Annotated in this window: 17 protein-coding genes and 1 pseudogene; 8 read left to right on the top strand and 10 right to left on the bottom strand. The window is 71.0% G+C overall.

Translation table 11 applies throughout. The features are described 5' to 3' along the window. Positions 1-90 precede the first annotated feature (90 nt). From ACFYYH_RS03395 to ACFYYH_RS03370, 6 genes are all read right to left on the bottom strand, one after another. A complete protein-coding gene (locus ACFYYH_RS03395) occupies positions 91-924 on the bottom strand; it encodes an ABC transporter permease (RefSeq protein WP_388545167.1) in 834 nt (277 codons plus the stop codon). 11 nt (positions 925-935) lie between these two features. After that, positions 936-1,703 (bottom strand): ABC transporter permease, encoded by a 768-nt coding sequence (locus tag ACFYYH_RS03390; RefSeq protein ID WP_388545166.1) that lies wholly within the window; start codon positions 1,701-1,703, stop codon positions 936-938. After that, positions 1,700-2,659 (bottom strand): ATP-binding cassette domain-containing protein, encoded by a 960-nt coding sequence (locus ACFYYH_RS03385; RefSeq protein WP_388545163.1) that lies wholly within the window; start codon positions 2,657-2,659, stop codon positions 1,700-1,702. Before ACFYYH_RS03385 ends, ACFYYH_RS03390 begins: the two co-directional genes overlap by 4 nt. Next, positions 2,656-3,519: a hypothetical protein gene (locus ACFYYH_RS03380; protein WP_388545161.1), complete on the bottom strand. Its 864-nt coding sequence runs from the start codon at positions 3,517-3,519 to the stop codon at positions 2,656-2,658. The genes ACFYYH_RS03385 and ACFYYH_RS03380 overlap by 4 nt, the downstream gene beginning before the upstream one ends. Next, on the bottom strand, positions 3,516-4,703 hold the full coding sequence (locus tag ACFYYH_RS03375) for a M16 family metallopeptidase (protein WP_388545159.1): 1,188 nt from the start codon (positions 4,701-4,703) through the stop codon (positions 3,516-3,518). The genes ACFYYH_RS03380 and ACFYYH_RS03375 overlap by 4 nt, the downstream gene beginning before the upstream one ends. 654 nt (positions 4,704-5,357) lie before the next feature. Next, entirely contained in the window at positions 5,358-6,263 is a 906-nt protein-coding gene (locus ACFYYH_RS03370; RefSeq protein ID WP_388545157.1) for a cupin domain-containing protein, read from the bottom strand. A 233-nt stretch (positions 6,264-6,496) separates the two neighbouring features. Between ACFYYH_RS03370 and ACFYYH_RS03365 the strand changes: the two genes are divergently transcribed. After that, entirely contained in the window at positions 6,497-7,555 is a 1,059-nt protein-coding gene (locus ACFYYH_RS03365) for a hypothetical protein (protein WP_388545154.1), read from the top strand. A gap of 19 nt (positions 7,556-7,574) precedes the next feature. On the opposite strand, the gene ACFYYH_RS03360 is transcribed toward ACFYYH_RS03365, so the two are convergent. Then, positions 7,575-9,053 (bottom strand): helix-turn-helix domain-containing protein, encoded by a 1,479-nt coding sequence (locus ACFYYH_RS03360; protein WP_388545151.1) that lies wholly within the window; start codon positions 9,051-9,053, stop codon positions 7,575-7,577. Positions 9,054-9,418: 365 nt separating this feature from the next. On the opposite strand from ACFYYH_RS03360, the gene ACFYYH_RS03355 reads away from it, so the two are divergent. From ACFYYH_RS03355 to ACFYYH_RS03330, 6 genes and pseudogenes are all read left to right on the top strand, one after another. Further along, positions 9,419-11,116 (top strand): DUF885 domain-containing protein, encoded by a 1,698-nt coding sequence (locus ACFYYH_RS03355; RefSeq protein WP_388545148.1) that lies wholly within the window; start codon positions 9,419-9,421, stop codon positions 11,114-11,116. Between the two features lie 175 nt (positions 11,117-11,291). Next, positions 11,292-12,101, top strand: coding sequence for a class I SAM-dependent methyltransferase (locus tag ACFYYH_RS03350; RefSeq protein WP_388545145.1), 810 nt, complete (start codon positions 11,292-11,294; stop codon positions 12,099-12,101). Positions 12,102-12,321: 220 nt separating this feature from the next. Further along, positions 12,322-13,115, top strand: a pseudogene (locus ACFYYH_RS03345) (response regulator transcription factor). A 152-nt stretch (positions 13,116-13,267) separates the two neighbouring features. Further along, positions 13,268-15,004, top strand: a complete 1,737-nt coding sequence (locus tag ACFYYH_RS03340; protein ID WP_388545142.1) for a sensor histidine kinase — start codon at positions 13,268-13,270, stop codon at positions 15,002-15,004. Between the two features lie 161 nt (positions 15,005-15,165). Continuing rightward, positions 15,166-16,521: a glycosyltransferase gene (locus ACFYYH_RS03335; protein ID WP_388545140.1), complete on the top strand. Its 1,356-nt coding sequence runs from the start codon at positions 15,166-15,168 to the stop codon at positions 16,519-16,521. After that, complete coding sequence (locus tag ACFYYH_RS03330; RefSeq protein ID WP_388545137.1) at positions 16,518-18,710, top strand: ArnT family glycosyltransferase; 2,193 nt, start codon at positions 16,518-16,520, stop codon at positions 18,708-18,710. The genes ACFYYH_RS03335 and ACFYYH_RS03330 overlap by 4 nt, the downstream gene beginning before the upstream one ends. Positions 18,711-19,297: 587 nt before the next feature. On the opposite strand, the gene ACFYYH_RS03325 is transcribed toward ACFYYH_RS03330, so the two are convergent. Next, positions 19,298-20,263 carry a pirin family protein gene (locus ACFYYH_RS03325; RefSeq protein ID WP_388545136.1) on the bottom strand — a complete coding sequence of 322 codons (966 nt, stop codon included), beginning with the start codon at positions 20,261-20,263 and terminating at the stop codon, positions 19,298-19,300. Positions 20,264-20,386: 123 nt separating this feature from the next. Between ACFYYH_RS03325 and ACFYYH_RS03320 the strand changes: the two genes are divergently transcribed. Then, positions 20,387-20,758 (top strand): tetratricopeptide repeat protein, encoded by a 372-nt coding sequence (locus tag ACFYYH_RS03320; RefSeq protein WP_388545133.1) that lies wholly within the window; start codon positions 20,387-20,389, stop codon positions 20,756-20,758. A gap of 219 nt (positions 20,759-20,977) precedes the next feature. On the opposite strand, the gene ACFYYH_RS03315 is transcribed toward ACFYYH_RS03320, so the two are convergent. Both ACFYYH_RS03315 and ACFYYH_RS03310 read right to left on the bottom strand, forming a co-directional pair. Next, a complete protein-coding gene (locus tag ACFYYH_RS03315; protein WP_388545130.1) occupies positions 20,978-22,369 on the bottom strand; it encodes an NADP-dependent succinic semialdehyde dehydrogenase in 1,392 nt (463 codons plus the stop codon). A gap of 110 nt (positions 22,370-22,479) precedes the next feature. Further along, positions 22,480-24,330: a transketolase gene (locus ACFYYH_RS03310; RefSeq protein ID WP_388545127.1), complete on the bottom strand. Its 1,851-nt coding sequence runs from the start codon at positions 24,328-24,330 to the stop codon at positions 22,480-22,482. Position 24,331 lies beyond the last annotated feature (1 nt).

Below are 24,331 nucleotides of genomic sequence, written 5' to 3'. Positions count from 1 at the left end.
CGACGTCCGCCTCCATACGGGCGTCGGCGCCCGGGGTTCCGGCCCGCGCGGTCTCCCGCAGAGGGACTGACCCTCAAGACCCGACCGGTCTCAGAACAGGTCCGAGCTGCCCGTCCTGCGGCTCCTCGCCATGAAACGGTCGAAGGCCACGTACGCTCCCGCCAGCCATCCCGCACCGCACAGCAGGGCGAGCCCCGCGGCACCCAGGATCTGGGGAGCCTCTGCCCCCGCGAACACCAGCCTGATCGCCCGCAGACTGTGCGTGAGCGGGAGAATGTCGGCCACCGCCCTGACGACCGGGGGCCATTGGCCCACCGGAACGTTGACGCCGCACAGAACCATCATCAGCAGATACGCGACGTTGGAGACGATGTTGCGCACGCCACTGGCATTGAGCACGAAAGCCGCCAGGAACAGCCCGAAACAGTACGTGGTCACCGCGGTGAGCAACACGAGCGCCACCAGTGCGGGCACCTGATGGGGTTTCCATGAGACGCCGAACAGCGGGGCCAGGACCAGCAGCGCCACCAGTGAGGTACCGCTGCCGCTGACCGGCCACTGGAGGCTGCGGCCGAAGAAGATCCATACAGGACGGGCCGGGGCCGCGCACAGCAGCGCCAAGGTGCCCGACACCCGCTCCCAGGTTGTCGAGGCGACCACGGACATGCACTCCAGGGCGCATGTCATCACGCAGTTCCCCACCACGATGTACGCGGTGTGGGCCTCGCTGCCCGCGATACGGCCGAGCAGAGTGAAGAAGGTGACCTGAGCGAGCATCCGCCCGAGCCAGCCGAAAACCCACACCTGCCAGGTGTAGACGGCCCGCATATCGGCGAAAGCGATGATCGCGCTGTGCCGAACGACGCGGGCGGCGTGAACGACGGGGCGCGGGGTGAGGACGGAAGCGACGGGCGTGAAGCGCACACCGACACCTTTCACGTCTGGGAGAGCGTTCCTGTACGCCGGACCCGCAGGACGACACGGTGCAGCAGAACCATGCCGACCCCGTAGCCGGCGGCGCCGAGCACGAGCACGGCGAGCAGCCGCAGCACCGGCCGGCCGACCGGGGCCGTGGCCAGGCTGTCGCGCAGCAGGTCCGCGCACCATGACAAATAGACCGCGCGGGAGGCCGGTTGCACCCACACGGGCAGCGAAGCGGCTGGGACGAGCACCCCTCCCAGCAGATAGAAGGGAAAGCTCAATGTGTTCTGCACCGTACGAGCCGAGGGGGTGAGCACGAACAGCGGCGCGAGCAGCCCCGCGGTGCCCGCGGTGGCAGCCGCGGTGGCGAGCAGACAGCCCGCCAGGACGAAGGGATGGGGAATGGCGAGCCAGCGCCCGAAGAGGACCCCGGCCACGAGCCAGGACTCGGCGAAGGCGACAAGCCCCACGACGACGACCGAGCACATCCTGCCGAGGAAGGTCAGTCCCATCGGGGCCGGCGCGGCGATCTGGCCCTCCAGGGTGCCCAGGTCCCGGTCCTCCGTCAGCGCGGTGCCGGCGATGGAGAGACCCAGTGTCCACAGCGACATGAGCGTGGGCGCGGCCACCGCGTAGCTGGTGAGGTCTCCGGCGCCGGTGTACTTGTTGATGGCGAGGAAGACCACGGTCAGCAGGGGTGCGGTCGCACACACCTGGAAGGTGTCCGGCGAGCGGCGTGCCAGCAGGAGCTGGAATACGAAGCCGTTCAGGAAGAGCCTCATGAGCGCACCGCCATGCCCCGGTCGCCGATCAGGCTGAGATAGACCTCCTCCAGGCTGGGTGGGGTGGTACTGATCCGGGTGACTCCGGAACCCACGAGCAGCCGCAGCGCTTGCGCGGCTGCCCCCTCCGTGCTCGGGAGCACGCGCACCTTTCCGTTGCCGAGGAGATCCACCGATGTGATGCCGGGCAGCTCCCGCAGCGCCCGGACCGTCTCGTCGGGCACGTCGGCGGCCTCGATCCTGTCACCGGGCGCCAGCAGCGAACCGATCCTGGCGACCGGCTCGGAAACGATGACCTGCCCGTGGTCCACGAGTGTGACGCGGTCGCACAGTGCCTCTGCCTCCCGCATGTCATGGGTGGTCAACAGGACGGTGCGTCCATCGGTCCGCAGTTGTTCGATCATCTCCCGGAAGGCGTGGGCGGCCACCGGATCCATGCCGATGGTCGGCTCGTCCAGGATCAGCACCCGCGGGTCATGGACGAGGCCGCGGGCGATGTGCAGGCGTTGCTTCATGCCGCGGGACATGGTGTCCACCCGGTCGTCGGTGCGATCGGCCAATCCGGTGCGTTCGAGCAGCAAGCCGACGCGGTCGCGTAACTCCCGCCCGCTGAGCCCGTACAGAGCTCCCCAGAAACGCAGGTTCTGCACGACGGTGAGCCGCCCGTACAGGCCTCGCTCTCCGCCGAACACGATCCCGATACTCCGCCGGACCGCGTCGGGCTCGGCCAGCACATCGTGGCCCAGCACCTCCGCGGTGCCGCCGGTCGGCAGCAGGACGGTGCACAGGATGCGGCACAGCGTCGTCTTGCCCGCTCCGTTCGGCCCCAGCAGACCGTGCACCTCGCCGGGTTCGACGCTCAGGTCGAACCCGTTGAGCGCCAGGTGCGGACGCGTGTCGGTGCCTTTACGGGCAGGGTAGGCGCGGGTCAGCCCGCGCGTGCGTACGGCGGTCACCGTGCGGCGTCCTCGCCGGTCGAGGACGAACTCGCGGTGCCGGCCGACGCGTCGAGCGGCAGCCACCACATCGTGTGGTGGTGGCTCCATCCCCGGGATGTGAGGGAGGCCAGAACCTGCTCCCCCGGGTCACTCTCGCCCACGAGGGTGTGCACGACGTTGCCGATCAGGGGCAGCCGCCGGGCCGCCGCGTGCCGTGCGGCGGCGGCGACGAGCGCCGCGGTCGCTCTGGGCCGGTCCGCCGACGGGACCTCCACAAGGATGTCGAACAGCTCGGCGATGGGCTCGCCGGTCACGTCGTCCTCTTCGCCGCAGAGCACCGTGGCGTGGCCCGCGGGCGATCCGCCGAACAACACCACGAAGCTGCTCCTGCCGGGATGCTCCAGCAGGCTCTTCACCACGGCTTCCTCCGGCCGCGCCCGCTCGGCGCCGTGGGCGGCGGCCGCGTTGGACAGCGCCATGCCCAGCCAGCGGCCGATCGGGCCGTCGTGCTCGGGCAGGGCCGGGACGACCTCGGGCAAGTCCGGTGCCGGGGCGCCGGATTCGGCGGGAGACCGGTCCGCGCCGTGGTAGGACAGATAGGTGAGGTACCGGCGCCACGCCGCGGGAGGCCGGAGGTCCGACGGGAGGCGGGCGACCACGGCCTGTGCGGCCGGGGCGGCCGCGCGGGCGAGGGCGGGCAGCTCGGCCCACCAGGAAGGGCGGGCCGCCAGGTCCGGATCGCAGTAGGTCACCAGGTACTGGAGCTCGCAGCGGACCGGTTCCTCGTAGGCTCCCGCGACATAGGGGGATCCGGCGAACCGGTCGAGGAGACCGGCTTCGGCGGCTGCGCGCAGATAGGACTCCGAGACGGCGTTCATGATTTCTCCGGGCGGATCGTGACGACCACGTTGTCCAGGATGTGTGCCGCCGCCGCGGCAACCTCCTCCGCGGTCACCGCCGCCAGGGCGGCCTCCTCGGCGGCAGGCGTCCAGGACGGCTCGGAGACCAGGTGCCGAGCCAGCAGCCGAGCGTGCTCCAGAGGGCTTTCGAGGTCGAAGAGGATCCCGCTGCGCGCCTGTTTGCGGGCGGCGGCCAGGTCGGCGGGCGTCGGCCCGCTGCGGGCCAGGGTGTCGAGCGCGTCCATGACCACCTCGACGACCTTTTCTCCCTTGCCGGCGTCGGCGCCGATCAGAACACGCCAGGCACCCGCCTCGGTGTAGCCGCGGTGCCATGACTGGAACGAGTACGCGAGGCCCCGCCGGCCGCGCAGCGTCCGGTAGAGGGGCGAGGAGGGGCTGCTGCCGAACAGTTGGGCGAGGATCTGGTAGCTGTGGCTTCCGGGCGCTCCGACGGCCGTCGAACGTCCCCCTACGGATACCCAGGTGAACTCGTCCGACCAGGCCGGCGGACGGCGGGTGACACTTCGCAGGGGCTGCGGCACGACGCGACGGGGGGCGCGCCGCCCCAATGTGTCGATGGTGGTGTCGACGGGCAGATCCGCGGGAGCCTCGGGCGCCACGACCACGAGCACACAGCGGCTCGGCAGGAAGAGCTCGCGGTGCTCGGTGTCGATGTCGGCGACGCTGAGCGAGCGCACCTCGCGGGCGGTCCCGCCGACCGGACGGCCCAAGGGATGGCCGGGGAAGAGGTCGGCGAGGAAGGCGTCCTGCACGACGTCCACCGGGTCCGCGGCGGCCGCCGCCAGTTCCTGCAGCACGACTTCGAGCTCGGAACGCACCAGTTCGGCGTCGTGCTGCGGACGGCGGACCGCGTCCCGCAGCAGAGCAAGCACGCTTCCGGTGTCCTCGGCGAGGACTTGAGCGTAGAACAGCATGTGCTCCAGGCCCGTTTCGGCGTTGGTGTTGCCGCCGAGACGTTCGACGTGTTCGGACAGGGACCCGACGCCGTCCACGGGATAGGCCATCAACAGGTGTTCGAGGCAGTGCGCGAGCCCGCCCCGGCCGTCAGGATCGTTCCTGGCACCGTAATCAACAGCCAGACATATACCGGCCGTCCTGAGCCTGTCGTCGACAACCAGATGAGTTGAAAGCTGCTCCAGCAAGTGATCACCTCGGCGGGGCCATCGGTTACCAAAAATGATTAGTGGGGGCGCCCCGCGTCACGCGGGGGCGCCCCCACCTCCTAATTCGCCTTTCAACGCGTCTTGATCTTGTCAAGGCGCGGGCGCATGGCTCCGGCGTGCTTACGCATGGCATTCTCCTTTCTTTCTGGGGGCAGGCTCACCCGAATTGATGGCCAATTCCGGGCTGCGCTGCCTTCGCCAAAACTCTGACACACAGCGGTCAGTCGAATCCAGGTGTTGCTCGTTGTCCGCCGCCACGGGCAACGGAGGCTCCAGTAATTGTTCCGCCTTTCGCGGTCGCCCGGACTCGAAACCCCGCGCCTCCACGCGGCGCGGCACGCGCAGGGCCGGCGGGGCTGGATCGTTGTCGTGTCCGGACGGAGCTCCATGCCTTCGGCCTCGGGCATGGGCCGACACATCCGCCGGTGTGCGCGGACATGGGCCAGGGCCGCGACGAGTGGGCCAGGGGCGCTGACGAGTCGGCGTATCTCGCAGGAGTGTCACCCCGGGGCTGTCCGAAGCCCCCGCAACCCAAGGAGCCGGCACCCAGTACGGTGCCGGCTCCTTGGGTTGCGGGGGCGCGGTGTCTCTTCGCGGCCGGGCGGCTCGGCCGGTCCTGTCCGAGCAGGGCCGTCAGTCCGAGGCGTACGGCAGGAGGTTTCGCGACAGACGCGGGTAGGTCCGCAGGATGTCGTCGGCGTGGATCGGATCGCGCGCGACGGATCCGGCTCCCCGGACCAGTTCGCTCACTACGGCGTCACCCGCGCCCGCGGGAAGGTAGCTCGCCCGCCACCAGCCGGCCGGCACGGTCACGGCCGGGATATGACCGCTCGCGGGGTCCGGACCGAGCCGGTGCTCCCGGACGACTCCCTCCGGCGACACCAGCAGGTGGTGCACCGGTCCCCCGGCGGCGAGGAGGTACGTGACATCCTGCTCCCTGGTGTGCAGCCGGTCCATGACATCGCCCCCCGTCAGCACGGACAGGCTCACCAAGGCGCCGCGCACGGTCGACAGCGCGAGTTCCGCGAGCCGCGTCGGAGCCAGCCGAGGGCGCAGTGCGGTCGACCTCGAGGCGACGGCGTAGTTGCCCCGGTTGCCCGGCAGCGGCGGATGCAGGACCGCATACGGGTTGGTGCCCTCGGGGAACTCCCATCCGGTCCCGACCGAACCGAGCAGTGTCTCGCTCCACAGCGCGAACTCGCCGGGGGCGGGACTGACCGTGTGGGTGACGCCGGCCGGCACCACGTACTGGGGGACATGTCCCGCACCGGGATCGTCGCCGAGAATCGTCATGACCCGGCCGCGGGCGGAGTCGCGGAAGCTCACGCAGATCTCGGCGCCGGGGTGGGCGAACATCACGACGTCGGCGGTGGCGCGCCGCCAGCGAAGGCGTACGCCTGGCCCGAGCAGTCGGGTGCGGGCACCCGGCCCCGGTGCCTCGTCGGCCCCCGTCGGGCGGATCACCGGAGCGGACCAGCCGCCCGCCTCGTCGGGTTGCAGGTCGAGCGCGGCGACTGTCGAATTCACAAAGGCGAGCACGTAATTCCTCCAAGGCGGTCGACTGGAACACGGCCGCCGGCCGGTAGCGCGCAAATGGAGTCTCCGTCCCCGCGGTAACGCGGAGCAAGTGCGGCCTGGTTGTCCGCACGAAGGACAACGGGCAACGCGACGCCCGGTACCGGGCAACCACTTGTCGGCGTCACTCCCCCGGGCCACGATGTGTGCCCATGGGAGAACAGCGGATACCAGTCTCGCAGAAACTCACACTGGACATGCTTTACGAACTTTTTAGTTCGGGGCCGGACGAAGGCCTGGGGCGCCTTATGCATGCCGCCCGGCAGGCTCACTACACCCTTCCTTTTCTCGTCCTCTCGGTCATCGAAAGGGAGGGTGTCGCCATGGGCCCGGCCGCGACAGGCGAACTCGCCCGCGCGCGGCGGCGTTCCGCGCACTACCGCGATGTTCTGGGGAGGCTGGCGGCCGACGCGGAGTTCACCGTCCTCAAGGGCCCGTCGCTGGCGTCCGCGTATCCGTCAGGGGTGTTCCGGCCACAAGGGGACATAGACCTGCTGGTGCCGGACGAGGAGCAGTTGTGGCGGATCGTGGGCGACCTGTCCGATCCGGCACCGGCGGCGGTATGGGTCACGGTGCTCGGCCAGGAGCGCCATCTGCTGGTCACGCTGGTGTGGCCGCCGGAGGAACCACTGCTGGACCCTGAGTACCGGGTCGAGCTGTCCACGGCGGCCCTGCTCGGGAACGCCGAGGTGCCGATTCGGGTGCATCCGCCGGAGGACCCGTGGTTGTCGAATCTGGTGTGCCTGGCCGAAGAGCGGTTGCAGCGCGCCTTCCACCCGCGGGACGCGCTGGACCTGTACATGCTGACGGGTCAGGGGGTGCCCGCCCTCGCCGACCTCGTACGGACCGTGGTCGATTTCCGGCTGGCGCCCGAGGTGGCCGAACTGGTGCGGTACACGGCCGCCTTCCTGCCCGTCGACGGGCTCACCGGGATGCTGCCCGCCTTGGACGGGAAGGCGGACGCGGAGCGCGAACGGCGCCGCGCGGAAAGCGTGCCGCCCACCTCGGCGACCACGGCGGAGTCGCTGGGCTCGGGGGCCCCGCTGCACGGCATCCGCCTCGGGCGGGTACCGTCCAGCGTGGCGATGTCCCGGGCCCGGATCCACCGGTACGGCGACGAGGCGCTCCTGCTGACCCCGGTGGGCGCGTACCTGCTGGTGGGCGAGGCGCTCGTCTCACCCGAGCGCTATGAGGCGGCCCACACCGAGCTGGCAGGACTGCTGGTGAGCGCTGACGCCGACGCCACCCGGAGCTGACGCACGGCAACTCCGTGCGTCAGCGTCTCTGCTCCGACTCCACGGCTCCCGCCAGTTCGACCGCGAAGGCGCGGTGCACGGGATCGAAGCTGAAGTCCTCGTCGCGGTACTGGAGCAGATGAAGGTCGGCCAATTCGGACAGCAGCTCCTCGACCATCGGCTGCCCGGTATCCAGCAGCCTCGCGGCGTCCCGGACGGTGAATCGCCCTTCGGCCCGCGCGCCCAGCAGCCGGAAGGCCCAGGCGGCCTCAGCGCTGAGCATCTCGTAGGACCGCTGCAACAGGGCGCGTAACGACGTGGAGTCGTCGCCGCCCGTGGAGAAGACCCGAAGGATCGTGGCGCTCTCCCGCCTGCACAGACGGTTGTACGACTCAGAACCGATGTTCCGCCGGGAAAGGATGCGTATGAGCAGCGGGAGGTGCCCGCACGCCTCAAGACACTCGACGGACCGCCAGTGGGAGACGTCGTCGGAGTTGAGCGTCGCCAGCAGTTCGAGACTCTCCTCCCGAGCCATCGGCGGGACCTGCATGTGCAGCGCACCGTCCCTGGCCAGCAGGCCCGGCATGCGGTTGCGGCTGGTCACCACGGTCATACAGCCGGGGCTGGCCGACAGCAGGGGCCGCACCTGCTCGGGCCGGGCGGCGTTGTCCAGGACTACCAGCATGCGCTTGCCGGTGAGCATGCTCCGTAAGGAGAGGCCGAGCTGCTGTGCGTCACCTTCCAGGTCGGCTCCCGACGCTCCGAGGTCGCCGAGGAAGCGGCGCAGTACCTGCTCGGCGGTGAGGGGCGGGCCTCCCTGCCCGAATCCGTTGAGGTCGGCGAAGAGTGTGCCGTCGGGGAAGCCTTCGGCTGCGGCGTGCCCCCAGCGGAGCACCGTTTCGGTCTTGCCGACTCCGACAGGCCCGTCGATCAGCACGAGTGGAGAGCTCCAGAGCCGGCCATCGGCCTTCGGGGAAATCGTGTCGAGCTGCCGGAGCAGGTCGGCACGGCCGACGAAGTCGTGCACCGAACGCGGAAGCTGGCGCACTACGGGAGCTGTTGTCGCCTGCATCCGACGGCGTGGGGCGCTCATGGCGATGCGGATCAGACCGCCGCCTCCACCGAGTGCGTCGTCACAGTGCCGTGCCAGATCACCGGTCGGGGGCTTCTTCCCTGTCTCGACCCGGCTGAGGTGGCTCTTGCTGTAATTCACCAGACGGGCGAGGTCTCCGAGCGACAGACCCCGGCTGCGTCGCAGGGTCCTCAGTGCGGAGCCGAATCCGACAGGCGGAAGGAACCCGACGGGCGGAAGGAGACCGATGGACGGAAGGAGCCCGACAGGGACCGGCGCCTCCGCCTGCCCGGCCCCGGTGCTCTCACGGGACCGTATCCGCGCGTCAATGATCGACCGGACGTTCCCGCACACCAGCCGGTGTTCCAGATGCACGCGTCGTCCGGTCCGATAGTGCACCACGGTCCCCTCGCCCGAGGAACCGCGCTCCGCGTTACAGAATGTCATCAAGCGTCCTTACTCTGTTGGGCGGTTGGCCTCTTTAACTAACCGGAATGTCAAACTCTCTTGATCAACGCAGCTCTCCTCCGTTTATGCCAGCGCCTCCGGGCCCATCTGCCTCAGTCGTGCGCACTCCCAGCTCATCCGGCCTACGTGGGTTTTAGACGTGACATAAGTCACCGGTCATTTGCATACGCGGACGTGCGCTCACGCATCCGGCGAGGACGGCGGGCGGCGGGCGGCGCGCCTGGTCCGCGGCCCCGGCCCGGGAAGGCGAAGTACCCGCGGAGAACTCCGATTCGTGGCCACAAGCCGTCCGAATGTCCGCAACACCCTAAATCCCCCCGAGAAACCGAACACCGGAGGAATCAATGGGCACCCCACTCCGATCGCCCGGCCGGCCCACTCCGCGAACCGTCGCGGACCGCTACGTCGACGCCGTGACCGCGGCCGATCCGCTGATCGGCCTGCGGCTCGGTGTGCTCCCCGGTGACGACCGACTTCCCGACTATTCCCCCGAAGGTCTGGCGCAGGCTGCCCAGCTCGACCGTGCCACGCTCGCGGAACTCGGCGCGGTCCGAGCCGCCGCGCGCGAGGACCCGGCCGAACGCCGTTGCGCGCGGCTGCTCGACGAACGGCTTCGCACCCGGCTCGCTCTCCATGACGCGGGCGAATACCTGGTCCGGCTGAACGCGGTGAATTCGCCGCTGCAAGCTGTGCGCGGCTCCTTCCTGACGATGCCGACCGCCACGGATGACGACTGGATCGCGGTGGCCGGACGGATGGCCCATGTGCCTGCCGGCCTGATCGGCTACCGTGCCGCCCTGCGAGCGGGGGCCGGCCGCGGAATCCACGCGGCTACCGCGCAGATCACCGCGGTCCTCGACCAGCTCGGTACCTGGCTCGGCCGGCCGAGCTGGTTCGCACAGTTCGCGGCCAAGGGCCCGGAGCGGCTCAGGCCGCGGCTCGACACGGCAGCCCAGGCTGCCGCCTCGGCGTTCGCCTCGTTCCGGGACTGGCTCGAACAGGACTACGCGCCGATGGCGTGTGAGGCCCCCGACGCCTTTGGCAGGGACAGATACGCGCTGTGGGCCGCCCACTGGACGGGGAGCCGGGTCGATCTCGACGAGGCGTACGCCTGGGGCTGGGAGGAGATCCGCCGTATCGGATCGGAGATGCGCGCGGAAGCGGCCCGCGTGCTGCCGGGAGCGTCGCCACAGCAGGCGCTTGAGCACCTCCGCACGCACGGACAGGCACTGCGAGGAGCGAGCGCCGCCCGTGACTGGCTCCAGCAGCTCATGGACCAGACGGTCGCAGCGCTCGACGGCAAGCACTTCGCACTGCATCCAGCGCTTCGCGCGGTGGAGGCGAGGATCGCCCCGGCCGGGAGCGCCGCGGCGCCCTACTACACCCCACCGTCCCTCGACTTCGCCCGGCCCGGCCGCACCTGGCTGCCGGCCGCCGAGCACGAGCGCATCCCCGTGCACGACATCGTCAGCGTCTGGTACCACGAGGGAGTGCCGGGCCATCACCTCCAGGCAGCCACCCGGATTCGTCTGTCGGACCAGCTCTCCCGCTACCAGGCGACGCTGGGTTCGGTGAACGCCGACATCGAGGGCTGGGCCATGTACGCCGAGCGCCTCATGGACGAACTGGGCTTCTTCGAGGATCCCGCCCTCCGGCTCGGCCATCTGGACGGGCAGATGATGCGAGCCGTCCGGATCGTTGTCGACATCGGCGTCCATCTGCGGCTGCCCGTCCCCGCCGACGAGACACTCCCGGCGGGCACGGCCGATGAACGCCACTGGACACCCCGGCTGGCGCGCGCCTTCCTACGGGCACACAGCCGGCGTTCCGACGCCTTTCTGGACAGCGAGTTGACCCGCTATCTGGGCATGCCGGCACAGGCCATCGGTTACAAACTCGGTGAACGGGCCTGGCTGGGCGGCCGTGCTGCCGCGAAGGCGCGCCGCGGCCCGGCGTTCGACCTGCGGGAGTGGCACCGGGCCGCCCTCGCCCAAGGGCCGCTCGGACTGGACTCCCTGGCCCAGGAGCTGGCGACACTGTGACCGAGGGACGTCCCCGGCCCGGCCCGAACTTGAGCGGCCTGGCCGAGGTTCGCTTCGGTACGGCCGTGCCCGAGAGGGGCGCCGGGATCAGCGGCGCACTTCGCCGCGCCCGCTTGGCGCCGTAACCCGAAAACGCAGTGGCCGCGCGGGGTCGGGGCCACATACGTTCGCGTCCATGGTTGACGCATCTTTCGGGCATCCGCGCCTCGCCGCCCTCTACGACCCGCTCGATCCGGACCGCGGCGATCTCGACGCGTATCTCGCGATGGCGGAGGAGTTCGGGGCGCGGTCCGTGCTGGACATCGGGTGCGGTACGGGCGTGTTCGCGCTGCTGCTCGCCGAGCGCGGGATCACGGTCACCGGGATCGATCCCGCGCGGGCGTCCGTCGATGTCGCGCGTGGCAAGCCGGGCGCGGAGCGAGTGCGCTGGCTCGACGGCGACGCGGGGGACCTGCCGCCCCTGCGGATCGACCTGGTGACGATGACCGGGAACGTCGCCCAGGCGATCGCCGATCCGCAGGCGTGGCGTACGACGCTGCGCGGCGCGTACGAGGCGCTGCGGCCCGGCGGGCGGCTGGTCTTCGAGACACGCGATCCGGCGCAGCGCGTGTGGGAGGAGTGGGCGGAGTGGACGCGCGAGACCACATACCGCGTGACGGACATCCCCGGCGTCGGCCGCGTCGAGACCTGGGCCGAGCTGACGGACGTGAGCCTGCCGCTGGTGAGCTTCCGGGGTACGCACGTGTTCGCCGCGGACGGGGACGTACTGATCTCGGAATCGACACTTCGCTTCCGTGAACGTACGGAGATCGAGCGGGACCTGCACGAGCACGGCTTCACCGTCGAGGACGTACGCGACGCACCCGACCGGCCGGGCAGGGAGTTCGTGTTCGTGGCGCGGCGCGGTACCGCGGAGCCGTCCCTCCCGGAATGCTCAAGAAAGCGTACGCACGCACCACACGGGACCGGGCAGACGGGACTTTGAAGACACTCCCTGACGGTCGATCCCGCATCGCGGATGTGATTGTCTCGAGCGGTCGCCCGGTCCGTGTTCGGGAATACGAGAACGGGGCGCGGGCTCTCGGGGCCGGAGGCGGGGTGAGGGCGGGTCTGGTCCCGGGCCGGGGTGGCGCCGGAGCGTTTCTGAGGGAATTCACAGGTTTCGGAAAGAGGGCTCTCAGAGGCGGTCTTCAGGGTTGACCAGCATGACCATCACCTCGCCCCGCGGGCGTACCGAATTGCTCAGGCCGGACGGCAGTCCCGTCCGCGTCCTGGTTGTCGACGACGAGGCCTCGCTCTCTGAGCTACTGTCCATGGCCCTGCGGTACGAGGGGTGGGAGGTGCGCAGCGCCGGTGACGGCGCGGGCGCGGTGCGGTCCGCGCGGGACTTCCGGCCCGACGCGGTGGTGCTCGATGTGATGCTGCCGGACATGGACGGGCTGGCCGTACTGGGACGGCTGCGGCGCGAACTGCCGCAGGTGCCCGTCCTCTTCCTCACGGCCAGGGACGCCGTGGAGGACCGGATCGCGGGGCTGACCGCGGGCGGCGACGACTATGTCACCAAGCCGTTCAGCCTGGAGGAGGTCGTGGCCCGGCTGCGCGGACTGATACGGCGGTCCGGCGCGGCGGCCGTCCGCAGCGAGTCGCTGCTGGCCGTCGGGGATCTGACCCTGGACGAGGACAGCCATGACGTCAGCCGGGGCGGGGAGTCCATCCATCTCACGGCGACCGAGTTCGAGCTGCTGCGCTATCTGATGCGCAATCCGCGCCGGGTGCTGAGCAAGGCGCAGATCCTCGACCGGGTCTGGTCGTACGACTTCGGAGGCCAGGCCAATGTGGTCGAGCTGTACATCTCGTACCTGCGGCGGAAGATCGATGCCGGACGCCCGCCGATGATCCATACCCGGCGGGGGGGGCGGGCTATCTGATCAAGCCCGGTGAGTCCGGCGAGTCCGGCGAGCCGGCCGTCGCGCCGGGCGGCGTCCGTAATCGGCCGTAACAGCTGCGAGGGCGGCGATGTCCGTGAGGGCTGCGGTGTCTGCGATGGCCGTGAGGGCCGTGACGTCTGTGACGGCCGTGGGAGCCGTGGGGGCCGTGGGGGCCGTGGGGGCCGTGGGGGCCGTGGGGGCCGTGGGGGCCGTGGGGGCCGTGATGAGGAAGTCGGCGAAAGGGCACGGGAAGGAAGCGGAAAGGGTGGCGGCGGTGAGAAGGACTCGAAGGGGGGCGCCCCGGCGCCGGTGGTCCCTCCGGAACCGGCTCGTGGTCTCGGCGGTCACGCTGATCGGGGTGGTCGCCGCTGTCATCGGCACGGTGACCACCATCGCGCTCCGCTCGTACCTGTACGACCAACTGGACGGTCAGGTACAGGCGATCGCCAAGCGGGCCGCGGGCCCCCCGATGCCGGATCCGGCTGGTGGGGGGCCGGGAGCGCTGGACGTGCCGGACCTGCCGGAGGCGCCGGATGCGCCCGGTGTCGAGCCGCCCGGTGGCAGGGACCCGCTGCGGATCGTCACCGGCGGCGGTGCGCCCGTCGGGACCGTCGGCGCTGAAGTGACGGGAAGCGGTGCCATCGGCCGGGCCCTGGTGAGTATCCAGCAGGAATCCGAGGAGTCCTGGCGCCCGATCGCGGACAAGCCGCTCACCCGCGCCGAGACCGAAGTCCTCGCCACCGTGCCGCGCGACGGCGGTCCGCACACCATCGCCCTGCCCGGCAGGGGCGACTACCGGATCGAGTACATCACCGGCGGCAACGGCCGCTTCCTCGTCGGCGTCCCGCTCACCGAGGTGCGCAACACCCTCAACACCCTGGTGCTGGTGGAGATCTGCGTCGCCGTGGCCGGGCTGTTCGCCGCGGGGCTCGCGGGCGGCAGCCTGGTCGGGGTCGCTCTTCGGCCGCTGCGCAGGGTGGCCACGACCGCCACCCGCGTCTCCGAACTCCCCCTGCACAGCGGGGAGGTGGCCCCGCTGGAGCGGGTCCCGGCGGGCGAGGCCGATCCCCGTACCGAGGTCGGGCAGGTCGGGGCCGCGCTCAACCGGATGCTGGAGCACGTCGGTTCGGCGCTCGCCGCCCGGCAGGAGAGCGAGACGCGCGTACGGCAGTTCGTGGCCGACGCGGGGCATGAACTGCGGACACCGCTGGCCTCGATCCGCGGGTACGCCGAACTCACCCGGCGCGGCCCCGAGAAGACCGGCCCCGACACCCGGCACGCGCTGGGCCGGATCGAGTCCGAGGCGGAACGGATGACCGGCCTGGTCGAGGACCTTCTGCTGCTGGCCCGGCTCGACGCCGGACGCCCCCTCTCGTACGGGAGCACTGATCTGGCCGGCCTGGTCGTGGACGCGGTGAGCGACGCCCGGGCGGCCGGCCAGGATCATCACTGGCTCCTCGAACTGCCGGAATCCGACGGCCTCCCCGCCACCGTGCACGGCGACGCGTCCCGGCTCCAGCAGGTGCTGGTCAACCTGCTCGCCAATGCCCGTACGCACACACCTCCCGGTACCACGGTCACCGCCCGCATCCGCAGAGGCGGGCAGGCCGCCGGGACCCCGCCCGCCGGGTCCCGGACCCCCGGCGGGCGGGGTCCCGGCTCCCTCCGCCCCTCCATCGTTCTCGAAGTCCAGGACGACGGTCCCGGCATTCCGCCGGCGCTGCTTCCGCATGTCTTCGAGCGCTTCGCCCGGGGCGACGCCTCGCGCTCCCGCGCGGCCGGCTCCACGGGTCTCGGCCTCGCGATCGTGCAGGCCGTGGTCACCGCGCACGGCGGCACCGTGAGCGTGCGGAGCGTGCCCGGCCGGACCGTCTTCGCCGTGCACCTCCCGGCCCTCAGTGCCCCGCACCCGTCCCAGCACCGGCTGTCGCACCCGGCCAAGCACCAGACCCCGCACTGAACCCCGCGCCCGCTCCCGGACCCGGCCGAGCACCAGGCCCTGGATCAAAACCGCCACATTCCCGGTGAACAAGGCCCGTCCCGGCAGTCCCGTACCGGCTCACAGGCAGATCACAGCCTCACCACACCCCCGTGACAGCACGCCCGCCGAGTGTCGACGGCATGCGAACCGACCCCCCATGGAGCACTCTCCCGGCCCGGGAACATCTCCCGGCCCGGGAACCTCTCCCGGCCAAGGCGGCCAACGCTCCGGTGACCGGCACTCCGGTGCTCGATGTGACGATTCCCGTCTTCAACGAGGAGCAGGATCTCGAACCCTGTGTGCGACGCCTGCACGCTCATCTCGTCCGGACCTTCCCCTACAGCTTCCGCATCACCGTGGCCGACAACGCCAGCACCGACAGCACCCCGGAAGTGGCGGGCCGGCTCGACGCGGCGATCCCCGAGGTACGGGCCTACCGCCTGGAGCAGAAGGGCCGCGGCCGGGCGCTCCACACCGTCTGGTCGCGCTCCGACGCGCCCGTCCTGGCCTATATGGATGTGGACCTGTCGACCGATCTCAACGCGCTGCTCCCGCTGGTCGCGCCGCTGATCTCCGGCCACTCCGACCTGGCGATCGGGTCGCGACTGGCCCGCTCCTCACGCGTCGTGCGCGGTCCCAAGCGCGAGTTCGTCTCGCGGGCGTACAACCTCATCCTCAAGTCCTCGCTCTCCGCACGCTTCAGCGACGCGCAATGCGGTTTCAAGGCCATACGGCGTGAGGTCGCCGAACGGCTGCTGCCGATGGTCGAGGACACCGGGTGGTTCTTCGACACGGAGATGCTGGTGCTCGCCGAACGCGCGGGACTGCGGATCCACGAGGTGCCCGTGGACTGGGTGGACGATCCCGACAGCCGCGTGCACATCATCAGCACGGCGATCGAGGACCTCAAAGGGGTCTGGCGGGTGGGGCGGGCACTGGCGGTGGGCGCGCTGCCTCTGGACCGGCTGGCCAGGCCCTTCGGGGACGACCCGAGGGACCGCCGGATCAGGGGAGTTCCCGGCGGTCTCGCCAGGCAACTTGTCGGCTTCTGTGCCGTGGGCGTCCTGTCCACGCTCTTCTACCTCCTGCTCTACTCCCTCTTCCGCACCATGGCCGCGCCGCAACTCGCCAACGGGGCCGCGCTGCTGGTCTCCGCGATCGCCAACACGGCGGCCAACCGGAGACTCACCTTCGGAGTACGGGGCCCGGAGCGCGCCCTGCGCCACCAGGCCCAGGGCCTGGTCGTCTTCGTGATCGGACTCGCCCTCACCAGCGGCTCGCTGGCGGCCCTGGACGCGGCCTCCGGCACCCCCGCGCACTCCACGGAGCTGGCCGTGCTGATCGCCGCGAATCTCGCCGCGACGGTGCTGCGCTTCCTGCTGCTGCGCGCCTGGGTCTTCCCGGACCGGCGCGGCAACCAGCCCTGCGTCCCGTACCAGCCCTCCGCCCCCGACCAGCCCCGCCGTACCGACGGCCCGAAGAAGGACGCGCGATGACAACGATCCTTCAGCCCGACGGCCCGCCGCTCGCCGGGCCGGATGCCCGTCACCACCGGCGCACCGGCCTCGCCGCCCGCTTCTGGCGGGGCAGGCTGGACGACGCACCCTGGGTACGCCCCGCCCTGCTCGTCCTCCTCCTGGCCACCACGCTGCTCCAGCTCTGGGATCTGAGCGCCTCCGGGTACGCGAACTCCTTCTACTCCGCCGCCGTCCAGGCGGGCAGCGAGAGCTGGAAGGCTTTCTTCTTCGGTTCCTCCGACGCCGCGAACTCCATCACCGTCGACAAGCCCCCGGCCGCGCTCTGGCCGATGGCCCTGTCCGTAAGGCTCTTCGGACTCGGGTCCTGGCAGATCCTGGTGCCCGAGGTGCTGATGGGCGCGGGGACGGTGGCGGTGCTGTACGCGGCCGTACGCCGGCGCTTCAGCGCCACCGCCGGGCTGACCGCGGGCGCGGTGCTGGCGCTGACGCCCGTCGCCGCGCTGATGTTCCGCTTCAACAACCCGGACGCTCTGCTCGCGCTGCTGATGACCGTCACCGTCTACTGCGTGCTGCGCGCGCTGGAGGACGGCCGTACCCCATGGCTGCTGTACGCGGGGATCGCGGTCGGCTTCGCCTTCCTGGCCAAGACACTCCAGGCGTTCTTGATCCTGCCCCCGCTCGCCCTGGTGTACGGGGTGTGCGCGCCCGGGCCCCTACGGCGCAGGCTCGGGCAGCTCGCGCTCGCCGGACTCGCCGTGGTCGTCTCCAGCGGCTGGTGGGTCGCGATCGTGGAACTGTGGCCCGCGGCCTCACGCCCGTACATCGGCGGGTCGCAGAACAACTCCTTCCTTGAGCTGACCTTCGGTTACAACGGCCTCGGCCGGATCAACGGCGACGAGGTCGGCAGCGTCGGCGGCGGTGGTCCTGGCGGTATGGGCGGCGGCCGGTGGGGCGAGAGCGGGATCGGCCGGATGTTCAACGAGAGCGTCGGGGACCAGATCTCCTGGCTGCTGCCCGCCGCACTGTTCCTGCTGGTAGCGGGACTCGTGGTGACCCGGCGGAGCGGACGTACGGACCCGGCGCGCTCGGCGTTCCTGGTGTGGGGCGGGTCCCTGCTGATCACCATCGGGATCTTCAGCTTCATGGCAGGGATCTTCCACGAGTATTACACCGTGGCACTGGCGCCGTACATCGCGGCGCTGGTGGGGATGGGGGTCACGGTCCTGTGGGAGGAACGTTCCGCGCTCCCGGCCTCCGCGGCGCTCGGACTGACGGCCGCGGGGACGGCGCTCTGGTCGTACGTTCTGCTCGGCCGGACCCCGGACTATCTGCCCTGGCTGCGCTGGGCCGTGCTGGCCGGCGGTCTGGCGGCGGCGCTGGGACTGCTCTGTACGGTACGGCTCGGGCGGCGCCTCGCGTTCGCGGCGGCCGGGGCCGGGGCGGCGGCCGCTCTGGCCGGGCCACTGGCGTACACCCTGTCCACGGTGAACACCCCGCACGCGGGCTCGATCGTCACGGCGGGACCCGCCTCGGCGCGGGGCGCCTTCGGTGGCGGCGGGCCCGGCGGACGGCCGGGCGGAGGCCCTGGTGCCGGCGGAATGCGCCCACCGGGCCAGGCGCCCGGCCAGGGGCAGGGCGCGGGGCAGACACCGGGTCAGGGCTCAGGCCGGGGAGAGCCACCGGCGGCCGGTGGCGGGCAGACCTGGCCCACCCAGCAGAACGGGCAGCCCGGGACCGGCCCGGGGACCGGCCGCTGGAACGCACTGCCCGAAGGGTTCCCGGGCGCGGGCGGAGGCGGTCGCGGTGGCATGGCCGGACTCCTCAACGGCCCGAGCGTCAGTACCGAGGTCAAGACCGCCCTGGAGCGGAACGCCTCCGACTACACCTGGGCCGCCGCCGCCATCGGCTCCCAGAATGCCGCCAGTTATCAACTCGCCACTGAGAAGCCGGTCATGGCGATCGGCGGCTTCAACGGCAGCGACCCCTCGCCGACCCTCGCCCGGTTCAAGCAGTACGTCGCCGACGGAAGAATCCACTACTTCCTCTCCGGCGGCGGACCCGGCGGCGGGGGCGGGGGCGACCTGCCGGGCGGCGGAGGCGGTCCCGGCGGCGGCAACTCCGCCATCACCACCTGGGTCGAGTCCACCTTCAAGAAGGTCACCGTGGACGGCACGACGCTCTACGACCTGACACGGAAGACAACCTGACGCACCGCGGCCTCTGACCGCGTGCCTTCAGGCCGGCCTCCGACCGTCTTCGGGCATCGGCTCTCCGGCCGCCGGACTCGCACAGTACGGCGGCCGGTTGGACCCGCAGAAGAGCGCGATCCCGGAGGCGGTCGTCAAGGCGCAGCTGGACCCGCTGGGCTGAGCCTTCGCACCACACACGTGAGAGCGCCCGGCCGGGGGACCCCGGCCGGGCGCTCTCACGCGGTTTCGGCCAGTCGAACGGGTGCGAGCATCGGCAGCTTCCGTGTGCGCGTCCGCATAAGGCGTCGCCTTTCGAGAAGGGCGTGATCGAGAAGACCCTCGGTTCGGTGGCGACGCTGTTCACGCAGTTTGTCGACCCAGCGGAGTACTACGCGCATCACCAGCAGGCACCCTCTGCTGCTACAAACGACTCACCCAACTCACCACATAGGGCACGGTCCAAGCAGGCCGCCGGCACAACTGTCCGGGCGGAGCTGGCCGGCATCGCTCCAACGAACCGTACGGCACCAGGCATGGCTGCCACTCCGATGACAGGATTTGATTACTCATCAGTAAGGTCAGCGAGGGTCAGCAATCAGACCGGGTCAGCGCGTGCGTCCCCGTGGTTTCAGCGGGGTCGGCGGGAGGGCCGGCGCGGGGAGGCGGGCGCCTTCGAAGCCGTGGACGTCGCCGAAGCGGGAACCGGTCATCCACTCTTCGCGGGCCTGTGCGATATCCTCGTTCGACCGGCCGATGAAGTTCCACCACATGATGAGCTCCTCCTCGAACGGCTCGCCGCCGAGGAGCATCAGAGCGGCGTCGGACTCCGCGCGCAGGGGCAGTTCCGAGCGGCCGCAGCCGAGGTAGAGCATCGATCCCGGCAGTACGGGGACGCCGTCGACCTCGGCCTCGCCGGACATGGACAGGACCGCGTACTCGAAGTCCGGCTCCAGCGGCAGGCGGGCCTCGCTGCCCCCGGCGAGTGCCAGATCGGCGCCGATGATCGGGGTGTAGGTGGTGCCCGGTGAGACCGCGCCGTCGAGGGCGCCGAGGATGACCGTGGCGGTCAGCCCCGGGGCGGTGACGACCGGCAGGTCCGCGTGGTGCTGGAAGTGCGGCTGGACCTGGCGGTGGGCATCGGGGAGGGCCACCCAGAGCTGGGCGCCGTGCAGAAAGCGGGCATGCCGGCGCGGGCTCTCCTCGGAGTGGGAGATCGCCCGGCCGGAGGTCATCAGGCCCAGCTCGCGCGGGCGCACGGTCTGGAGGCTGCCGAGGCTGTCGCGGTGCAGCACCTCACCGTCGTGCAGCCAGCTCACGGTCTGGAGCCCCATATGCGGGTGGGGCGGCACCTGCATTCCGGCCTCGTCGGCGATGTCGTCGGGACCGTAGTGATCGACAAAAGCCCACGCGCCGACCATCCGGCGGCCCAGATTGGGCAGCAGTCTGCGGACCTCGGTCGATTCCCCGAGCTGGACCCGGCGCGGGCTCAGCAGCTCGCGTACCGGCTCGGCAACGACAAACCCGCGTCCACCGCAGACGGTGAGGGCGGCCTGACGATCAAGATTGCTCATGGCGCCCAACCTAATCCCGTGGCATCCGGAGGCACAGTACCCACGACCCCCGCGATGCCTGTAGTGGAATGTTCAACCATCTTCTGCTGTTGGGCAGCATACGACACCGTCGGAGGAGGAGACGTGGAGAGCACCTACTATGAGTACGGGACAGCCGCCGAGCGCTGGGACCGTGCGCAGATGTTCTTCGACGCCAAGGAGTACGTCACGGCGGCCCGGATCCTGGCCGGGCTGGTGGCGGAGGTGCCCGAGCAGGTCGCCCCGAGGCTGCTGCTCGCCCGTACGTACTACCACTCGGCGCGGCTGGGCAAGGCGGAGACCGAGCTGCGCGCCGTCCTGGAGCGCGACCCGGTCGAGCAGTACGCGCGGCTGATGCTCGGCCGCACGCTGGAGCGGCAGGGCCGGGGCGCGGAGGCGGCGACCCACCTCCGGATGGCCGCCGCGCTCGCCGGTGAGTTCCCGGCCCCGGCCGGGGCCCCGGCCGACGGAGCCTGAACGTCCCGCGTGGAGTGCGTCCGGCGTTCCTGCCGGGGTCGGGGCCCGGAGCCCGACCAAGGTCCCGGGCCCGGGGCGCGGGGCCCGGTGTTCCGGGCCCGGGGCGCCGCCCGGTGTTCCCGCTCGCTGTTTCGGCCCGAGTCCGGCCCGGCTTCGCGGCCCTGGGGCGTGGTGGTCCTTCACCCGCCCCGGGGGCCCCGTCCCCGGACCCCCGGTGTCTCAGGCGCCGTGCCACACCGTGGTGACGTTGCAGAACTCACGGATGCCGTGCGCGGACAGTTCACGCCCGTACCCCGAGCGCTTCACGCCCCCGAAGGGAAGCGCCGGGTGCGAGGCCGTCATCCCGTTGAAAAAGACACCGCCCGCCTCCAGATCACGGACGAAGCGGCGTATGTCGTCCTCGTCGCGCGTCCAGACAGTGGAACTCAGCCCGAACGGGGTGTCGTTGGCGAGCGCCACGGCTTCGTCCAGACCCGCGACGCGGTAGAGCGTCGCGACAGGACCGAAGGTCTCCTCGCGGTGGATCCGCATCGCGTCGGTGATATCGGCCAGGACGGTGGGTGCGTAGTACCAGCCCCGCTCGCGCTCCTCCGGACGCCGTCCGCCGCACAGCGCCGTCGCTCCCCGGCTCAGCGCGTCGTCGACCAGTTCCTCCAGATCGGCGCGGCCCCGCTCGCTGGAGAGCGGCCCCACGTCGGTGGACTCGTCCAGCGGATCACCGACGGTCAGATCGCGCATTCCGGCCGTGAACCGCGCCGCGAAGGCGTCGTACACGTCCTCGTGCACGATGAACCGCTTGGCGGCGATGCACGACTGGCCGTTGTTCTGCACCCGCGCCGTCACCGCGGTCCGTGCCGCACCGTCGATGTCCGCCGACGGCATCACCACATACGGGTCGCTGCCGCCCAGCTCCAGCACGGTCTTCTTGATCTCGTCGCCCGCGATCGCGGCCACCGAGCGGCCGGCCGGCTCACTGCCGGTGAGGGTGGCGGCGGCCACCCGGGGGTCGCGCAGGACGGACTCGACCGCGCCCGACCCCACCAGCAGCGTCTGGAAGCAGCCGGCCGGGAATCCGGCCCGCAGGAACAGGTCCTCCAGATACAGCGCGGTCTGCGGCACGTTCGAGGCGTGCTTGAGCAGCCCGACATTGCCCGCCATCAGGGCCGGCGCGGCGAACCGTACGACCTGCCAGAGGGGGAAGTTCCACGGCATCACCGCCAGCACCACGCCCAACGGCCGGTAGTGGACACTCGCCCGGGACGCCCCGGAGTCCTTCACATCGGCGTCGGAGGGGTGTTCGTCGGCCAGCAGCTCCTCGGCGTGCGCGGCGTACCAGCGCATCGCCTTCACGCACTTCGCGGCCTCCGCGCGGGCCGCCGCGACCGGCTTGCCCATCTCGGTGGTCATCGTGCGGGCGATGTCCGGCCCGTCCTGCTCCAGCAGGTCGGCCGCGCGGTCCAGCAGCCGCGCGCGCTCCTCGAAGCCGGTCGTGCGGTACTCCCGGAACGTGGCGTCCGCGGTCGCGATCCGGCGCTCGACCTCCTCGGCTCCCAGTGGATCGAAGGTCTTGAGCGTCTCGCCGGTGGCGGGATTCACCGTGGCGATGGGCATGGGCGGTTCCTCCTCGATTCGACGGCCGTACGCCGGCCCCACGCCGGCCCCGTACGTCAGCGGGTCCGGCCCTCGTCAGCGGGTCCGGGCCTCGTCAGCGGGTCCGGGCCTCAGTGGATGATCTTCTCCACCAGCAGCCGCACCCCCGCCGCGATCGAGTCCGCGTCGATGCCCGCCGCGCGGAGCTGCTCCTCCGGTGTCGCCGAGTCCGGGATCTTGTCCACCGCCAGCCGCACCAGCCGCTTGGGCGCCGGGCGGCCGTCCGAGAACACCTCGGCCACCGCGTCCCCGATTCCGCCCTGCGGATGGTGGTCCTCCACCGTGATCAGACAGCCCGTGTCGGCCGCCGCGGCCTGGAGGGTGTGTTCGTCGACCGGCTTGACCGAGTAGAGGTCGACGACCCGGACGGGGATGCCCTCGCCGGCCAGCAGATCGGCCGCCTTCAGGCACTCGTGGACGGTGGTCCCGGCACCGATCAGCGTCACCCGGTCCCCGTCCGAGCGGCGCAGCACCTTGCTGCCGCCGATGGGGAACTCCTCGTCGGGGCCGTAGATGACCGGCGTCCCGCCACGGAGCGTCCGCAGATAGCGGATGCCCGACAGTCCGTGCATCGTCGCCACCAGCCGCGCCGTCTGATTGCCGTCGCAGGGGTGCAGCACCGTGGTGCCCTGGATGGCGCGGAACATCGCCAGGTCCTCCAGGCCCATCTGGGACGGGCCGTCCTGGCCGATCGCGACCCCCGCGTGGGAGCCGACGACATTGATCGAGGCCCGGCTGACGGCCGCCATCCGCAGGAAGTCGTGCGCGCGGGTGAAGAAGGCCGCGAAGGTCGAGGCGAACGGGACATGCCCGAGCGCCTGCATACCGACGGCCCCTGCCACCAGTTGCTGTTCCGCGATGTAGAACTCGAAGAACCGGTCGGGGTGTTCCTTGGCGAAGAACTCCACCCTGGTCGAGTCGCTGACCTCGCCGTCGAGCGCGACGACCTCGCCGTGGGCCGTGCCGAGGGCGGCGAGCGCCTTGCCGTACGCGTCACGCGTGGCGACCGAGTCGCCCATTTCGTAGCGCGGCAGTTCGAGGGTGGCCGGCTGCCTGGGGGTGCGGGCGGGCGTCTCCGGCTCGGCGGGCTTCGCCACGGTGACCCGGATGGAGCGCCGTCCGCCCAGTTCCTCGATGGCGCTCTCGGCGTCGGGCAGCGGCTTGCCGTGCATCCCCTCGCGGTCCTCGACGGAGGCGACGCCCTTCCCCTTCCGGGTGCCCGCGATGATCGCGGTGGGCCTGCCGCGCGTCGACGCGGCCTCGTCGAAGGCGGCGTCGACGGCGTCGACGTCATGGCCGTCGATCTCGATGGTGTGCCAGTCGAACGCGCGCAGCCTGCGGCCGTACGCCGCCAGGTCCCGCTGGTGGCGGGTGGGGCCACGCTGGCCGAGCCGGTTGACGTCGATGACGAGCGTCAGCGAGTCGAGATGCTCGACCCCCGCGTGCTCGATCGCCTCCCACACCGATCCCTCGGCCATCTCGCTGTCGCCGGAGAGCGCCCAGACACGGTACGGGGTGTGGCCGAGCCGCTGTCCGGCGAGCGCCATACCGACGCCCACGGGCAGTCCCTGGCCCAGCGAGCCCGTGGCGACGTCGACCCAGGGCAGTTCGGGGGTCGGATGGCCCTGGAGCCGGCTGCCGAGGGTCCGGTAGGTCAGGAACTCCTTCTCGTCGATGGCGCCCGCCGCCAGATACATGGAGTACAGCAGCGGCGAGGCATGCCCCTTGGAGAAGATCAGCCGGTCGTTGCTCGGGTGGCCGGGGCGGTCGAAGTCGTAGCGCAGATGGTTGGCGAGCAGGACCGCCATGAGGTCGGCGGCGGACATGGACGAGGTCGGATGCCCCGACCCCGCCGCGTCGGCGACCCGGACGGAGTCGACCCTCAACTGCTGGCCCAATTCGGTCAGTTGTTCGCTGTTCATG

This window comes from Streptomyces sp. NPDC002018 (assembly GCF_042890865.1).
GTDB lineage: Bacteria > Actinomycetota > Actinomycetes > Streptomycetales > Streptomycetaceae > Streptomyces.
This window is presented reverse-complemented; position numbering and strand designations above follow the sequence as displayed.

Excerpts from the sequence above, each read along its gene's own strand:
- ACFYYH_RS03390 (WP_388545166.1), bottom strand. The coding sequence starts at position 1,703 with ATGAGGCTCTTCCTGAACGGCTTCGTATTCCAGCTCCTGCTGGCACGC.
- ACFYYH_RS03380 (WP_388545161.1), bottom strand. The coding sequence starts at position 3,519 with ATGAACGCCGTCTCGGAGTCCTATCTGCGCGCAGCCGCCGAAGCCGGT.
- ACFYYH_RS03365 (WP_388545154.1), top strand. The coding sequence starts at position 6,497 with ATGCTTTACGAACTTTTTAGTTCGGGGCCGGACGAAGGCCTGGGGCGC.
- ACFYYH_RS03360 (WP_388545151.1), bottom strand. The coding sequence starts at position 9,053 with ATGACATTCTGTAACGCGGAGCGCGGTTCCTCGGGCGAGGGGACCGTG.
- ACFYYH_RS03355 (WP_388545148.1), top strand. The coding sequence starts at position 9,419 with ATGGGCACCCCACTCCGATCGCCCGGCCGGCCCACTCCGCGAACCGTC.
- ACFYYH_RS03350 (WP_388545145.1), top strand. The coding sequence starts at position 11,292 with ATGGTTGACGCATCTTTCGGGCATCCGCGCCTCGCCGCCCTCTACGAC.
- ACFYYH_RS03340 (WP_388545142.1), top strand. The coding sequence starts at position 13,268 with ATGAGGAAGTCGGCGAAAGGGCACGGGAAGGAAGCGGAAAGGGTGGCG.
- ACFYYH_RS03335 (WP_388545140.1), top strand. The coding sequence starts at position 15,166 with ATGCGAACCGACCCCCCATGGAGCACTCTCCCGGCCCGGGAACATCTC.
- ACFYYH_RS03330 (WP_388545137.1), top strand. The coding sequence starts at position 16,518 with ATGACAACGATCCTTCAGCCCGACGGCCCGCCGCTCGCCGGGCCGGAT.
- ACFYYH_RS03325 (WP_388545136.1), bottom strand. The coding sequence starts at position 20,263 with ATGAGCAATCTTGATCGTCAGGCCGCCCTCACCGTCTGCGGTGGACGC.
- ACFYYH_RS03315 (WP_388545130.1), bottom strand. The coding sequence starts at position 22,369 with ATGCCCATCGCCACGGTGAATCCCGCCACCGGCGAGACGCTCAAGACC.
- ACFYYH_RS03310 (WP_388545127.1), bottom strand. The coding sequence starts at position 24,330 with ATGAACAGCGAACAACTGACCGAATTGGGCCAGCAGTTGAGGGTCGAC.